A 15413-nucleotide genomic window follows, 5' to 3' on the forward strand; every position below is an offset into this window, starting at 1 on the left:
CCTTACAGTCGGCAATACGGTGCGCTGTGCTCGAACCGCCGTCGTTAATCCCCGCCGAACACAGCGCCCGGCTGATTGAGCTTGGTTACATGGCGGACCTAGCGGGCAGGCTCCGGATCACTACGCCCGGCAGGCAGCGCATAGCGGCGGGATTCCAAAACAGGCCACTGCTCATTTCAAATTAGGCCACTGAGGGTCAAAACAGGCCAGTACCGGACTATGAAAGAGGCCGCCAGCTGAGGCGGCCTTATTGCGAGCCGGAGTCACTCCAAATCCAGTTCGCGCGCCCAACGCTCTAAATCGTCCGCCAACTGGCGCGCGCGCTCGGCCGCTTTTGGGTCCGGCATGTGATCGGCCAGAAAGCGGCAATGTTGGATTTCCGCCTGAATCACTATGAGAACTTCCAGACGATGGGCCATTACTCGGGCGGCCTAAGTCCGGCAGACGACACCCATTCATTGATTTGCAAAGCGGTCTCTAGTTGCCGAGCCTTGCGGGACAAAATTTCACGCTCCCTGCCGTGAGGGAGGAATTTGATTTTCTCTTTGACACGAAGCGCTTCTTGCGCGAGGCGTTGCTCAAATGGGGCTTTGGGTTGAAGGCGCGGCATAGTTGGCTCCTGGCAACGGGCGGGAGCGCAACACTCTCAGTCACCGATAAAAGTCCGAAGGCGGGGCGGAGATCGAAGCAGCAAATTCTCTTTATGTCCGGTAGTCGATTAAATTCAAAAGGGGGCACTTCACTTTTTCAAAAAGGGACCAATCCCTTATCCGAATAATGGAAAGGGGCCAGTACCCCGGCACCGATAGGAACAGGCCGAGAGAAACCAGAACTTTCGGTGAATGAAGGCGCGCGGCAAGCGGATGTCAGTCGTCCTGCGACGCCATCGCCATCGGGTGGCCACGGTTCAATTTCGCTTCCCTTGAGCAGGCCGGTGTTGCTCTCGTTGGTCTCCGCTTCTTGGCGCTGCTGGCTGCGCAGCATGGTGAGGTATCCCGCTTATCTTCACGCCTACTCAACGTCGCCGATCAGCGGGCATAGAATACCGATCCAATGGTGACAGTGATAGAACACCGCCGGGTCGCCGGATATCGGTCCAGCCGCGACTCGCCAGCATCAGCCAGAGCCAGCGTCATCCTTGACGCGTCGGCTGCATCGGGTGACGGCCAGCGCAGCCGCGATGTCCGCCTTACCCCGACGAACGGACGTCGTCAGTGTGGCTGGTCGTGATTGTCGGGGCGATGTCAGCGGCCCTGGTCGAACGCGCCTCAATCACCGGGCCTTATCGTCGCCTCCGACCTGACGGCGCGCCCCGACCAGCACCAAGACGATCTCGTTCACCGGCTACCGATTCGATCTCGCCCAGCTCGCCGATGCGGAGGCCGCTGGTGCGTTCTGCCCTTCGACGCTGTTACGGCACGACGCGACCCCGCCAGCACCACGACAATCTTGAGATCGCCGACGCCGATCCGGCGACGCGACTTTGCGACGACCCGTACCCGCCTGCCTGCATCCAGATAAGGACAGATAGCCCGCATAGCCTCGTTGGCATCGGAGCAGTGACAAGATAGCGCAGGACAAACCCGAGCCTTGGTTGTGTAGGCTTACCTTTAAAAAAGGCGCGGGGGCGACGATTCTCGGACGGCACATCTATCCCCGCAGGTATCAGTCCTAGATCGACAGGGGGAATGAGCCGTGCATGCAATCGATCCGGACCCGCGCAGCAATAAGTTGCTGGCGGAACTTCCGCCTCAAGACCTCCAGTTTCTCATTCCACATTTCGTAACAATGAAATTCGCTCAAGGTACCGTCCTTTGCGAGCCGGGCGTCGATGTCGATCACGTCTATTTCCCGATGTCCGGCGCGGTCTCGCTGCTGGCCGTCATGCGCGATGGCAAGGCCATCGAGACCGGCACCGTGGGGTGCGAAGGCGTCGTCGGCCCTATGCCCGGAATTGGCCCCAGTAAATGGCAGGTGAGAGTCATCGCCCAACTGCCGATGTTCGCCAGAAAGATCGCCTCAACCGAATTTAGGAAGGCAGTCTCCTCCAGCAAAGCGATTGCCGATCTTTGTCTACGCAGTAACGAGGGTCTGCTCACACAAGCGCGGATCGGCGCGGCGTGTAATGCGCTGCATCGGTTCGAGGCGAGGTTCTGCCGGTGGCTGTTGCAAACCCGCGACCGAGCCGAGAGCGACACGATCATGCTCACGCACGAATTTCTCGCTCAGATGCTCGGGGTTCGCCGCACGACGGTCACGGAGACGTCCATTAAAATGGAGGCGGCTGGTGCAATCGTTTGTTCGCGTGGCCTCATCAAGATCATCGATCTCGAAGCGGTCAAAGCCTTGTCCTGCGAATGCTATGAGACCTTGCGGGAGCAAACGTCGGTGAACTGATCCACGCAGCCGAGCCCGCTGGTGCGTTCGCTCGTCGGCCGCTGTCGCACCGCACGACACAGGTGCAGATCGACGCGCGGTGCCCCGCGCAGCGATGAGGGTGCCGTCTCGGATGGACCTTATCGGTTCATTCTCAACGCGCTGTCATCGGTCGGAGCCAGCGTCACCTTCGTCGCACGCAGGCTGCGTCGGATGACTGCCAGCGGAACGGTGATGTCTGCTCTACCTTGATGAACCGACATCGGCAGCTCGGCTGTTTACGTCCGTTAAGTGCGGTGGGCTCAACCGGTCGATGCAACACTTTATCTTAGAGGGAAAAGATGGAGTGAGACGATGGAACAGAGATTTCGTCGAGGTTTTACAACGGCCGAGAAGACGGAGTTATGGGATCGCTGGCAACGCGGGGAGTCTTTGAAGGGGATCGGGCGAGCGTTTGGGAAGCCGTCATCGTCGATTTATTTCCAGGTGGCCCCGCACGGGGGCATCCGTCCTGCAGCAAGGCATCGCTCAAGGCTGGCATTGGCGCTTTCGGAGCGGGAGGAGATTTCCAGAGGGATTACAGCGCATCAATCAGCCCGATCGATAGCCAAGATGCTGGGCCGCTCGCCTTCGACGGTGAGCCGAGAAATTAGCCGGAATGGCGGCTATGATCGATACCGAGCGGCTCTGGCGGATGACCAGGCCTGGGCCCGAGCCCGCCGTCCGAAACGTTGCAAGTTGGCGACTAATCCCGGGTTGCGACAGGCGGTAACCAGCAAGCTGAGATTAAATTGGGCACCCGAGCAGATAGCCGGCTGGCTTAAGAGAGCCCATCCTGAAGATGAGAATTGTCAGGTGTCACACGAGACGATCTATCGCAGTCTCTTTGTTCAAGCTCGCGGAGTGCTTAAGAAAGAGCTACTTTGCCATCTTCGATCGAAGCGCACGATCCGTCGATCGAAACAGGCAGGTCTTCACGGCGATGGACGGGGACAAATCAAGGATCCCGTCTCGATCCGTCAGCGCCCGGCAGCAGTTGAAGATCGAGCGGTGCCTGGCCATTGGGAAGGCGATCTGCTGTCCGGTTCGAAGAACAGCTATATCGCGACCTTGGTCGAGCGTCATACCCGTTACGTGATGTTAGCAAAGGTGGCCAACAAAGACACCCAATCGGTCGTCTCCGCGCTCATCAAGCAAGCTAGAAAGCTGCCGACCGAACTGTATAAATCGCTAACCTGGGACCGGGGCAAGGAACTTACGGATCATCGACGATTTACGTTGACGACCAACATCGACGTTTATTTTTGCGATCCGCAAAGCCCGTGGCAGCGCGGGTCGAATGAGAACACCAATGGCCTGCTGCGACAATACTTCCCGAAGGGCACCGACTTGTCGGTGCACTCGCAAGCCCACTTGAACAAAGTGGCTCGCCAGCTTAACGAACGGCCGCGTAAGACCATGCAATTTGAAACCCCAGCAGAGAGATTTAACGCCTGTGTTGCATCGACCGGTTGAGCCGGCTGCCAACAACCGACGTTCGATATATCGTCCTCGTTCGCATCTCGGAACCACGTCGCGCACGCCGTAGTTAACTGCCCTATTGTACTCGCTTGACAAGCTGCGGTCTCCACTGACCATCGAGGATAGGGCTCCCCGCCCAGTAGGCGCGAATGTAAAGCGAGAACGGGCCACTCGCGGGCAGCCAGTTCCTCTCTCTGTCTACGCCCGGCGATTTGGCGCCAGCGCACAGCGTCAGCGAACCGTCCTAACATCGAACATTCCCTTCGCAGGGAACGTTGGCAGCATCTTGCCGCTCTCTTCGCGCGGGTCGGTGTAGAGGTCGAAGAAGGCAGCGCCGGATTCGCCCACCCATACGCGCTTTTTAGTGTTACCTGGCGCGCCTCAGCGCCAGGTTGCAGGTTCGCAGGGAGGCTTATTGTACGGACCTCCGGCAAACTGGCCAACGTCTGGAGCCCGGATGCAGTGAACGACGCTGGAGGCAGGGATGACTGCGCCGTTTTTGTCGTACCACGCCGCCATGGCCGGATTAGCGAACATGGCCCGCGGCGATCAGTCCTACCGAGACAAGCTTACTCATTTGCGCGTCTCCATATGATATCAGTGATTGAACGACTGACTAACCTTTGCTGCTTATTTCTGGCGAAGAGACTGCGAGCATCATTTTTACGGTATCGACGATGCACATCATCAAGTGTTGATCTACATCAACCTCGTTCCCGAATACGCTCATGACCTGGGTCATAAACGGAAGTGGCCCCGTTGGACTGGCATGTCCGCTCTCCCATAGGCGCGAACGTTCAGTATCCTTTGCGATCATCTTCCTGTTCGCCTCCAAAGTGCGAACTTTGACGGGGCTGAAACTAATATCAAATTTATTGCCGGATCGGAAGCTGATTTCCGAAATGGGGTCAAGAACGGAAGTGGTCCGGCTTGAGCGGCATGTCCGTTCTGCCTCCCAAGACCAGACATCCTGAGGGCCTGACCGAAAAAGAAAGTTGAGTGATTCCAGTCCGTTGTGATTCTTTCGTGTTTGCGAAGACCCGAGAGGAGCACAACATGTGTTGGACTGAAATCACCCGCGAACAATATCGGCGCGACGGACTGCGTTATGCAAGCGACATGACGGATGAGGAATGGAAATTGATCGAGCCGTTGATGCCTGCGCGATCGCGGCACGGTCGTCCCCGCGAAATCAGCCTGCGCGTGATCATGAATGCAATCCTCTACATTGGAGCCAGCGGCTGCCAATGGCGAGCGCTGCCGAAGGACTTTCCGCCATGCTCGACGGTTCAGTACTATTTCTACAGGTGGCGCGGTTCTGGCTTATGGCGCACGATCAACGATGCGCTGGTCCGGCGAATGCGCGAACGGCAAGGACGCAAACCCACTCCATCCGCTGGGGTTATCGACAGCCAGAGTGTGAAAACCACGGAAAGTGGGGGTCCAAGCGGGTTTGATATGGCCAAGCGGGTCAAGGGACGCAAGCGTCATATCGTCACTGATACTGAGGGATCTTTGCTGGCTGTGCAGGTGCATCCCGCCAACGTTCAAGACAATCATGGTGCAGTCCCGCTGTTGCGAATCATCGGCCGCCTGTTCCCCAACCTGCGCCACATCTTCGCTGACCGTGTTTATCGTGGTCCAAAGCTGCTCGATGCAATCGCTGATCTGGGCCGGTGGACGATTGAAATCGTCACCCGCTCGCAAAGCGTTGGAACATTCAAAGCCGAGCCTCGACGTTGGGTCGTCGAGCGTACGTTTGCTTGGTTCGGACGCAATCGTAGACTGGCCAAAGACTTCGAGGCAACCATCGCCAGTGCGGAGGCCTGGGTCTTGATCGCAAGTATCCGCCTCCTTTCCCGCCGTTTGGCTAGAACCTGAGATGCCAATGACTTATTTTGAGTCAGACTCTCAGGCCACCCCGACATGTCCGTTTCGTGCCATTGGCGGACCTTCTTCCCTGAGGGCAGCGCAGGTCTGTCTAATATGGTAATCTGGGGCGTTCGCTGACGAACAATAGATTTGGGAGCAGGGCGTTGCAACGCATCTTGGTCCTTGGCGCTGGGTTTGCCGGACTATGGGCGGCTATTGGTGCGGCACGCAAAATCGATCAAATCGGTCCGGCAGCCTCGGAGGTTGAAATCCTGGTTGTGGATCGAAACGACTGTCGCAACATCCGAGTTCGCAACTACGAAGTCGACCTAAGCGACGTCACCATTCCGCTCGCCGATGTGCTCGATCCGATCGGAGTCAATCATATGAGAGCGGAAGTCCAGGCGGTCGATCCATCCGCTCGGCGTGTAGCGGTTGAAACGGCCGTCGGCCAGCAGTGCCTAACTTACGACCGACTTGTGCTGACGCTCGGCAGCCAATTGGTGCGACCCGCGATTCCCGGCCTAGCAGTCCATGGCTATGACGTAGACACATATGTGGCGGCCGCCCGACTCGATGCTCATCTAGAGGAACTTGGTAAGCAGGCGCCTTCTGAGGGGCGCTCCACGGTTGTGGTGGTCGGTGCTGGATTTACCGGCATCGAGGTCGCGACCGAAATGCCCGCCAAGCTGGACCGGGCACACCTCTCAGGCCAACGTCGCATTGTACTCGTTGATCCAAATGCGGATGTTGGCATGACCATCGGGGAACACTCGCGCCAGACAATCCATGGTGCCCTTTCGGCGCTTGGCGTCGAAACACGACTGAACGTCTCGGTGATCTCGGTCCAAGCAAACGGAATCAAGCTCAGCTCGGGCGAGTTCATCTCGGCAAGAACAGTAGTTTGGTGCGCCGGTATGCAGGCCAGCCCAGTTGGCGCGGCATTTGCTTCTGAGCGTGACCGCCATGGCCGCCTCCTTGTGGATCGATTTATGCGAGCCACCGGACTGAGGCACGTCTTCGCCGCCGGCGATGTCGCTTCGAGCGTAATTGATGGCATTCATTTGACAGTGATGTCTTGCCAGTTCGCCAGACCCATGGGCCGGTTCGCGGGACACAACGTGGTGGCTGATCTGTTCAGTTTGCCTATGCTCCCTCTTCAGATCGACTCGTATGTAACCGTGCTCGATCTCGGCGCCTGGGGCGCTCTATACACCGTCGGATGGGATCGCCAGGTGCATGCGGTCGGCGCGTCCGCCAAAATGACCAAACAGATTATCAACCGCGAGCGTATCTATCCGCCGCGAACTCGTAGCCGTTCGGATCTTCTCGCGGCGGCCGCGCCTACCATCCAGGCACCGCCGACGTCGCGGACGCCGCAGGCATAAACGAGCTTTGGAGTACTCGGTCCAAACCTGTTTACCCGCTCTATCAATTCGCTTTGCAAGACCTCTAACGTCATAGCCGTTTCACTGCCGGATGCTGAGCGTCCTGTCCAGCTTAGCCGCGCCAATGTCGCCTTTGGGGTTCATTTTCAGACCTCGGGCCGCGTCCGACTTAGGTCCGTTGATCCCTCAACCGCAGACATGCTTCGACTGCATCGGCATGTCTCAAATGTGCCAAAACCGGAAGTAGGCGAGACTCACTCGATCACTTCGTCGGCGGCCGCAAGCAAGGTGGGCGGCATGTTGAAGCCGAGCGCTTTCGCGGTCTTCAGGTTGATCGACAGGTCGAATTTGTTGGGTGCCTGGATCGGCAGGTCCGAAGGCTTTTCTCCCTTCAGCAAGTGGTCGGCGTAGACGGCGGCCTGCCGGTAGACGTCGACGAAATCCAACCCCCAGGACAGCAGTCCACCGCTTTGGGTGAACGAGCGGAATGGAAATACGGCCGGAAGGCGTGCGCGATTGATGCGCTCGATCAGCATCGCGCGATTGTTGACGACCAGACCATCCGGGAAAACGATGACTGCGCGGTCGACGCCCGCGCCAAATTGATCCAGGACGGTTTCGATGTCTGCGACGGTCCGCACCGGGCCGGACACCATCTCCACCGCATATTCAGCCCCCATCGCCTCGACCGATTTTGCCAGCGCCAACGTCCCTGAGTTCTGCGGGTTGACCAGGAGCAGGATACGGTTGATGCGCGGCTCGATCTCCTTGAGCGCGTCGACCCATTTGCCCGGAAAGGAATATTCGTAGTTGGTCAGGCCGGTGAAATTTCCGTCCGGCCTGGCAAGGCTCTTGACCAGCCCCTGCGCCACGGGATCGGCCACCAGCGTGAACACGATCGGAATGGTCCGGGTTTCGTCTTTCAGCGCCCGCAGCGCGCGTGAGCCGAGCGCCACGATGAGATCGGGATGGGTCGTGACAATCGCCGCCGCCGTCTCCTTGAATTGCGCGGCATCCGCGATCGCAAAGCGCAGGTCGATCCGCAACGCGTCCGGCTTCCAGCCCTGCCACTGCAATTGATTGCAAAACGCCTGGACCAGCGGCTGCATCTGTGCCTCGGAAAATTCCGAGAGCACAGCGATCTGCCTGACGCGCTCGCCTTGCTGCGCGCGCGCCGCTATCGGCCAAGCAATCACTGTACCGCAAGCCAGCGCAATGAAATCGCGCCGTCTCATATCCGGCCTCCGCTGAAGACGCGCCATCATATCCATCGGATCGAGCCTTTTCTAGGTGATAAACGGCTGCGTCGTCCTACCCAAAGTCCGCTTCATCTCCGGAAACCAGCATCGACGGCGCACTAACCATATCCGCTAAGGGGTCATTCTCGACCGAATTGGGCTGTCCGCATCATGTCTGGTCTATCCCCGATAGCGACCGTATTGCGGACGTCCCCGCTCGGCAGCTTCGTGCCAAAACCGGAAGTCGTTATCATTCAATCACGTCGTCGGCGAGCACAATGACAGTTGGCGACATTTCCAGGCCCATTGCCCTCGCCGTCTTGAGGTTAATCACGAAGTCAAATTTGGTTGGCTGCATAACAGGAAGGTCGGCTGGCTTCTCCCCATTAAGAATCCTGCCGGTGTAGATGCCTACCTGACGGTAAAGCGCTGCTGTGTTCGCGCCGTAACTCATCAGGCCACCTGCTACCACGAATTCGTGGAAAGAAGAGATTGTGGGGATAGCGTGGCGGGCAGCCAATTCGGCGAGTTTACCGGACCGGTTGTTAAACAATCCGTCCGAAAGGACCATGAGCGCGCCGGCCTTTTGTTCGACGAGAGTGTCGAAAGCCGTTGGCAAGTCGCTTTCGGAACTGGTGTGTGTACCGAAAACCTTATCCGAGTTGATGACGTCATGGAATCGCCTAAGCTGGCCGAATGATCGGGCTACTCTGTTTCGCTCTGGCCGTCCTGGCCTCGCCATTCGAGTCGAAGCTGCGGCTCGAGGCTGAGAACGCGGTGCTTCGACATCAGTTGATTGTCTTGAGGCGTAGGCGGCGTGGCCGTGTCCGGCTTACGAACAATGATCGCTGGTTCCTGATCCAGCTGTATCGCTGGTTTCCGTCAATCCTGCAGGTTCTCACAATCATCCGGCCCGAGACGCTCGTGCGTTGGCATAGGGCCGGTTTTCGCTGCTACTGGCGTTGGAAGTCGCGCCCATTGGGAGGGCGACCGCAGATCGACACGGAGCTGCGCGCGTTGATCCGGCGGATGAGCATTGAGAATCCGCTTTGGGGCGCGCCACGCATCCACGGCGAACTGCTCAAGCTCGGGTTTGAGGTCGCGCAGTCGAGCGTCGCCAAGTACATGGTCAGACGACGGAGGCCGCCCAGCCAGGGATGGCGGACCTTCTTGCGTAACCACGCGGCGGACATTGCCGCCATGGACCTGTTCGTTGTTCCAACTATCGGTTTCGACCCTGCTCTATGCCTTCGTCATCGTCCGGCTCGACCGCAGAGACCCCGTCTGGATCAACGTCACAGCGAATCCGACGGCGGAAAGGGTTGCACGTCAGATAACGGAGGCATTTCCTTGGGATGAGGCTCCGCACTACCTGATCCGCGATCGCGACCGGATCTATGGCAGCGTCGTCATGCGCCGATTGCGCGCCATGGGCATCCGGGACGAGCCCACCGCACCGGCCTCGCCCTGGCAGAATGGCTTTGCCGAAAGGTTGATCGGATCGATCCGGCGTGAGTGTGTGGACCACATCATTGTCTTGGGCGAGGTGCATTTGCGTCGGGTCCCGAAATCCTACGCCGACTATTATAATAGCGTCAGAACGCATCGATCCTTGAACAGGGATGCGCCGGTTTCTCGCCCGGTTCAGCGAACTGGTGTGATCAGTTCACGCGCCATCCTTGGCGGACTTCACCACCATTACGCCCGAGCTTAAGTTTTCGGTACACACAATGGCAAGTGCATCGTAACTCTTGGGAAACGATCCGCAGACGCCTCCCAATATCAGCCAGTCAATCGCCCCAAATGGACGTCTGTTGGGACTGGCACGCCGCAAGCACATTGATTTGCTGCCTCAGCACCACAACCTCTGCCTCGAGCGTTGCGCGCGACCGTACCAGATCGATCACCGTCCCAAAGATCAGTTTGCACAAATCCAACATCGAGCGGCAGCATCGCGCGATTCTCGATCAACCGCCAGCGGATTGAATTTGCGACAGGGACAGGAAGATCAGAATGACAACTCAGCAAAAAGTGATCGGGTAAGCCGTATGGCAGGTAGCCGCTACACGGTTGATCGTGCCGGCTTGATCGCAGCGCCTCATAAGAAGATCATTCTCTTCCAATATGGGATTGCAAAACTCCCGCTTCGTACGTCGGGCGTAACAGCGAAGGATGTGGCGCTGACCGACGAACCGCCAAGCTCGGGCGATCAAATCCATCTCGCGCTTGTTATGTTTGATCACGACCAAGTTGTGATATGACGGTCGTAATTCCATTGACTGGGCGCGCAGGCTTTCTACTTCGTGTAACGCACTGGTAATTGAGGTGTGGCTCGTGAGGTGCACACCCATTCTTCCCAATCCAACGGAGATAGGCGATGGCCAACTTCAAGCGTTTCAGCATAGCCGCAGCTCTGTCGGCGGCAATCACGACCCCAGCAATCGCACAACAAGCTGTCCAGGAGCCTGGTTTACTGGCATTTTACCAGAGCCTGGGGGTCGGGTCAGCTTCAAGTCGGACAGCGTACGCGCTCGCACCAGCTGGCAGAGTCTCTTTATCGTTGAGTGCGGCTGCTAAGCAGCATGCGCGCGCCAGGCACTATGGCAACACGCTCACACGGTGATGCGGCAGGCTGGGCGACTGAGTTACGAGGCGATGAGGGCGGGGGAAGGGCGTGATGCTGATCCGCTCTAATCCGCTTCGCCGCCGTGCCCTTTGCTTCTCACTGGCTTTACCTGGTGGAAGAAGATCGCCTCTTCAGTCTCTTGTGACAGAGAACGGCCAGTGAGGCTTATTGGTCGACACATGATTTCTGGGAGCTACACCCATGGAATTCAGTTGGCAAAGGTTGAGAATGATTGCCGTTACAGGCTTGGTCCTAATCGGCTGCGGCAGCGCAATCGCAGTCGGCCGTCCGCACGCCGTCTCCGATCCGATTTTGGGAGCGGCTTGGCAATGCAGCCGCACGGTGTTCGTCGTCACCTGTTCTCATGCCGTGAGATGAGTGTAAATCGGCGCCGAAGCATGCCCCCTCCAATGACATGTGGATCAGAGACATATCGTGCCGATCGGCGTCGGGACCCCAAGCGATTAACAGCCAGCCTTTCGGGCAACCTCTACAAGCTCCGAAATCGGCTGTTGTCAGGGAGCTACTTTCCGTCGCCGGTGCGGCGGGTCGAGATTCCAAAAGCAAGTGGCGAGACGCGACCGTTGGGTATTCCGACGGTCGCTGACCGCATACCAGGAAGTCGCCCGGCGCTAGTTTTACGCCGGGGCGGCAGTGTCGGGGTTGCCAAATGTCCAGGGCCGGAGAACTTCTCGAGCGGAAGCAAGGCCTGCTCGATCGCATGCAGAAAGAGCCTGGCGCCATAGAACGCACGGAAATCGAGCAAGCCCTCAAGGTAATAAACGAGGCGCTAAACCGCCTGGAGTCCGAACAGCTAGACGCGCCTGTGCCGCACCACTAGGCCAACACCGCCGCCCAGCGTCAGAGATCGGGCGGGCACTCCGGGCACATGTCGCCGATTGAGCCGAGTACGTCCTCCACCGCAGAGGCTGCCTCGTCCGGAGAGACGCCGGACGGTGGATCCTGGCGGGCGGCGGCGGGGGGCGCGTTCGCGGGCATCCGGGTCACCACAGTCCTTCATCCAGCCGTGCTCCTCGCACTCGCGGATGGCGCCGGCATCCAGCAACACCGAGATCGCCCAGCCCTGCAGCGTCCGGATCGCCGGCCGCCGCTTCTTCATCATCAGGATCGAGAAGCCTTCCTGCGCCAAGAAGGATACTGCGTCGCCGGCTTCTCCGATCCGGAACGTCGAACCGAGAATCTGCACGGCCTCTTCAGGGTACCAGAATGGAGTCCACCTCGTTCCGAATGCACTCTACCGCCTCGACAACACTGTCGAGCCCACCGTCCGCGCCGAACATTGTCGACAAGAAACCCTAGGAAGAGGCGGCCAGGGTCGTGTTCACGGGTTATCTCATGCAGGAAGCGGTGTGTGTCTTGCGAAAACCGATGAGTCGCGCTGGCCAGAGCGGCAAGGACAATACCTGCAAATGTCTTCATACAAGGAGTATCGTGACATGTTTGCTACTGCCGCGTGGCGCAGCTGTGGGGACAAGAAGCGGCCATGGGCTCGGCGTTGAAGCTGATGACGGTTGCTGCTCAGGCTATCTGTGGTACTAAGGCCGCCTCACAACCAAGGAATACTAAGTGCCTAAAAAAGCAAAGAAGAAGACTGTCGTGCGTCGCGAATACACCAGAGCCGATGTGAAGGAATTGCGTGCGCACTCAAAGGCGAAAACACCCGTCGTGCAAATTGCGAAGCTTACGAAGCGCAGTGTGGGTTCGTTGCGGCAGAAGGCGCTTAAGCTTGGGATTCGTCTAGGCCACCGGCGCTAGGTCCAATGCCGCCGACTCGATGACAATATGGTCTGCAGCGCGCCCGTCTCGAGAGGTGGCCACAATCCTGGCAGCAATCCGATGATGGGGCTTATTGCGACTCGGAATGAGCGGCGCGACGTCATTGTAGCTGATTTCACCATTCGCAAGCCCCGTAAAAGCCGGAGGTCCAGAAAGGGATTTCCATCGGGGAATTCAGCGCAACTCGTAAAGCCTACAAACAGCTGTTGTTTGCTGTGAACGGCCGCTTATGGCAAAGCGGACATTCGCAAATTGCCAATGTCGGGTAAGTGCCAGCAACGGACTACAAGTATTGCAGCCGTACCAAGTTTAGCAGCAACGGGCCTGGGATCGGACTCGCCACCGATCCGCGTTAAGAACCGATCCAGCTAGTACCTATGGCAATATTCGCTATCCCTATCGGGGATGGCTGCACCCACCGTTGCCTCACAATGCGGCCTTACGGCCGCCATCAGATCTGCCGGGCTTGGCGGCGCTTCGGGCTTGAATGTCGCGAGGCGACATGGCCTAGTAGCCCACTTCCCAGAGTAGCTCTTTCGTTGCCTCCACGAGCTGGTCGCGCTTCGGCGGCTTAGGCATCCGCGGTCGCCTCTCGCCTGATCGACGCAGCAGGAAAGCGCGGGAAGTTCGGTTCCACCTCGTGGAAGACGAATAGGATGTCCTGAGGCGCGAAGTGTAGGCGCTCGCCGAACAGTCTGACCGCTTCGTCCGCAATGGTGGCGGCGGTTCCTGTCGGCCTCCCGCTGGAGATGACTACCTCAACGACCATGAACCGATCGGTTCTGTCCGTTGCGTAGTCGGAGAAGCGGGGATCTACCAGAAGGTCATCCTGGTCGACCTCGAGAAAGCGGTGAAAGCGGTCGGCTCGGTAATAGCCGGCGGCCTCCTGGGCTTCTAACATTGCCTCCGATAAGCGGGACTTGTCGGCGGCGCTGAGGCCGCGCCGGACGCTGAAGGTTACAAACGGCATCTCCAGTCTCCACGCTTTAGGATGTACCAATTGCGTTGATGCGCCGAGTGCGCCGAGTGCGCCGACGCCTTAGCCGCCAGCAATTTGAGCTACTGGTATGTCAAATAGAAAGTGGTCGGCCGATGTGGCTAAGTCCGTGATAGGGTGGGGCCCAAAATGCCATCGGTCCGATCCTCGACACAGTCACATTCGCTGAGTGCGCAAACTACTTCACCAGTGCCGGATACGACCAAGCCTAATCTCATCCCGCTCTAATAAGAGGCGCGCAGCGCGGCGAACTGCCGCGCGCCTCTTCAGCGTAGACTCACGAGACGAGGGTGGCGCCGAAGCCAATCTCGACCTTCATCAGTTTGGAGACAGGGCAACCGGCCTTTGCTTTTTCGGCGATTGACTGGAACGCGGCCTGGTCGATGCCGGGTATCATCGCGGTGACGGTGAGATGGACCGAGCTGATGGAAAAGCCATCGCCGTCCTTGTCGATGACGACTTCCGATTTGCTGTCGAGTTGCTCCGGCACGAAGTTCGCCATGCCGAGCAGTCTGACGAACGACATGGTGAAACAGGCGGCGTGAGCCGCCCCAAGCAGCTCCTCCGGATTGGTGCCTGGCCTTTCACCGTAGCGGCTGAAGAACGTGTAGGGATAGGTTTCCAGCGCGTGGCTCTCGGTCGAGACCGAGCCCTTGCCTTCACGCAGGCCGCCGTTCCAGGCGGCAGATCCAAAGCGTTTCATGGCTCCTTGCTCCTTTCGTGCTGTGCACGTGCTGGGCTCGTCAGGCTTGCTGTCCCGCAGCCTCGAGAATCAGTCGCGTGATTTCGTCGGGATGGGAGATCAGCGAGAGATGGCTGGCCTTCACTTCGATGGTCTTGGCGTTCATCCGCTTGGCCATGAAGCGCTCAAGGTCCGGATTGATCGTGCGGTCTTCCGTTGAAACCGCGTAGTAGCTCGGCTTCGATCGCCAGGCCGCGTGCGTCGTCTTGCCGGTGAGAAGGGCCTTGTGGAACGGCTCCTGCACGGCGTAGAGCACCCTGGCCTTCGCTTCCGGCAGATCCCCCGCGAAATCGCGAAGGAAAGCCTCCTCAGAAAGGCGCCCCTCATCGCCGTCGAACACGATCCCAGCCGACGCCGGCGGCGTCGGATACGTCTTTGCCAGGGCCGTGTAGTCTTCGCCCGCATCCGGCGCGCGCGCCGCCACATAGACGAGCGCGGAGACGTTCGGATGCACACCGGCCTCGGTGACGATCATTCCGGAGAAGGAGTGACCCACTAGCACCATCGGGCCGTCCTGCCGCGCCAGCACCCGCTGCGCCGAAGCCACCGCCTCAGGCAGCGTCGTCAGCGGATTTTGCACGGCCGTCGCGTTGAGCCCCGCCGCCTGCAATCGCGCTATCACTTCGGACCAACATGAGCCGTCGGCGAACAGCCCGTGCACGAGCACGACGTTCTTCGCCTTCACTGGAGTTGAATTTGCGGCCATACCACGTGTGGAGATCAGCGAAGCTGCGGCACCCGTCACGAGGGCGGCGGAAAAAGCGCGTCTGTTCATCATCATGATATCTCTTCCTTCAAGGTTAGGTGGGAATGTCTGGTTGCATCGTGTGGGCGGCGCAGAGCGTCGCCGGACGTC

15 protein-coding genes and 1 pseudogene are annotated in these 15413 nt (G+C 58.8%); 7 read left to right on the forward strand and 9 right to left on the reverse strand.

The window, feature by feature from the left end; all coding sequences use genetic code 11:
- Positions 1-263 precede the first annotated feature (263 nt).
- Both B5527_RS43325 and B5527_RS43330 read right to left on the reverse strand, forming a co-directional pair.
- Complete coding sequence (locus B5527_RS43325; protein WP_154071964.1) at positions 264-419, reverse strand: hypothetical protein; 156 nt, start codon at positions 417-419, stop codon at positions 264-266.
- Between the two features lie 328 nt (positions 420-747).
- Positions 748-984, reverse strand: coding sequence for a hypothetical protein (locus B5527_RS43330; RefSeq protein ID WP_154071965.1), 237 nt, complete (start codon positions 982-984; stop codon positions 748-750).
- A 711-nt stretch (positions 985-1695) separates the two neighbouring features.
- Here B5527_RS43330 and B5527_RS02630 point away from each other — a divergent pair.
- Together B5527_RS02630 and B5527_RS02635 are read left to right on the forward strand one after the other, a co-directional pair.
- Entirely contained in the window at positions 1696-2397 is a 702-nt protein-coding gene (locus tag B5527_RS02630) for a Crp/Fnr family transcriptional regulator (protein ID WP_154071966.1), read from the forward strand.
- 333 nt (positions 2398-2730) lie between these two features.
- Entirely contained in the window at positions 2731-3891 is a 1161-nt protein-coding gene (locus B5527_RS02635) for an IS30 family transposase (protein WP_079599908.1), read from the forward strand.
- Between the two features lie 82 nt (positions 3892-3973).
- On the opposite strand, the gene B5527_RS47295 is transcribed toward B5527_RS02635, so the two are convergent.
- On the reverse strand, positions 3974-4132 hold the full coding sequence (locus B5527_RS47295) for a hypothetical protein (protein ID WP_338065120.1): 159 nt from the start codon (positions 4130-4132) through the stop codon (positions 3974-3976).
- Between the two features lie 821 nt (positions 4133-4953).
- Here B5527_RS47295 and B5527_RS02645 point away from each other — a divergent pair.
- Both B5527_RS02645 and B5527_RS02650 read left to right on the forward strand, forming a co-directional pair.
- Positions 4954-5778 carry an IS5 family transposase gene (locus B5527_RS02645; protein WP_079599910.1) on the forward strand — a complete coding sequence of 275 codons (825 nt, stop codon included), beginning with the start codon at positions 4954-4956 and terminating at the stop codon, positions 5776-5778.
- A 155-nt stretch (positions 5779-5933) separates the two neighbouring features.
- The gene (locus tag B5527_RS02650; protein ID WP_079599911.1) at positions 5934-7157 is read left to right on the forward strand and encodes an NAD(P)/FAD-dependent oxidoreductase; all 1224 of its coding nucleotides are present in this window, start codon (positions 5934-5936) and stop codon (positions 7155-7157) included.
- 254 nt (positions 7158-7411) lie between these two features.
- Here B5527_RS02650 and B5527_RS02655 read toward each other — a convergent pair whose 3' ends face one another.
- Both B5527_RS02655 and B5527_RS02660 read right to left on the reverse strand, forming a co-directional pair.
- Positions 7412-8392 (reverse strand): ABC transporter substrate-binding protein, encoded by a 981-nt coding sequence (locus B5527_RS02655; RefSeq protein WP_172842457.1) that lies wholly within the window; start codon positions 8390-8392, stop codon positions 7412-7414.
- A gap of 253 nt (positions 8393-8645) precedes the next feature.
- Positions 8646-9014 (reverse strand): ABC transporter substrate binding protein, encoded by a 369-nt coding sequence (locus B5527_RS02660; protein WP_172842458.1) that lies wholly within the window; start codon positions 9012-9014, stop codon positions 8646-8648.
- Positions 9015-9608: 594 nt separating this feature from the next.
- Between B5527_RS02660 and B5527_RS45660 the strand changes: the two genes are divergently transcribed.
- On the forward strand, positions 9609-10109 hold the full coding sequence (locus B5527_RS45660) for an integrase core domain-containing protein (RefSeq protein ID WP_197689265.1): 501 nt from the start codon (positions 9609-9611) through the stop codon (positions 10107-10109).
- 37 nt (positions 10110-10146) lie between these two features.
- Positions 10147-10656 carry a hypothetical protein gene (locus B5527_RS43335; protein ID WP_154071967.1) on the forward strand — a complete coding sequence of 170 codons (510 nt, stop codon included), beginning with the start codon at positions 10147-10149 and terminating at the stop codon, positions 10654-10656.
- A gap of 1226 nt (positions 10657-11882) precedes the next feature.
- Here the strand turns inward: B5527_RS43335 and B5527_RS02680 are convergent.
- A pseudogene (locus B5527_RS02680) lies at positions 11883-12150 on the reverse strand (hypothetical protein).
- A gap of 458 nt (positions 12151-12608) precedes the next feature.
- Between B5527_RS02680 and B5527_RS02685 the strand changes: the two are divergent.
- Positions 12609-12797 (forward strand): hypothetical protein, encoded by a 189-nt coding sequence (locus tag B5527_RS02685; RefSeq protein WP_079599914.1) that lies wholly within the window; start codon positions 12609-12611, stop codon positions 12795-12797.
- A 592-nt stretch (positions 12798-13389) separates the two neighbouring features.
- On the opposite strand, the gene B5527_RS02690 is transcribed toward B5527_RS02685, so the two are convergent.
- From B5527_RS02690 to B5527_RS02700, 3 genes are all read right to left on the reverse strand, one after another.
- Positions 13390-13788, reverse strand: coding sequence for a tautomerase family protein (locus B5527_RS02690; protein ID WP_079599915.1), 399 nt, complete (start codon positions 13786-13788; stop codon positions 13390-13392).
- A gap of 304 nt (positions 13789-14092) precedes the next feature.
- A complete protein-coding gene (locus B5527_RS02695) occupies positions 14093-14518 on the reverse strand; it encodes an OsmC family protein (protein ID WP_079599916.1) in 426 nt (141 codons plus the stop codon).
- 40 nt (positions 14519-14558) lie between these two features.
- A complete protein-coding gene (locus B5527_RS02700) occupies positions 14559-15338 on the reverse strand; it encodes an alpha/beta fold hydrolase (RefSeq protein WP_079599917.1) in 780 nt (259 codons plus the stop codon).
- Between the last annotated feature and the right edge of the window lie 75 nt (positions 15339-15413).

The organism is Bradyrhizobium erythrophlei (assembly GCF_900129425.1).
GTDB lineage: Bacteria > Pseudomonadota > Alphaproteobacteria > Rhizobiales > Xanthobacteraceae > Bradyrhizobium > Bradyrhizobium erythrophlei_C.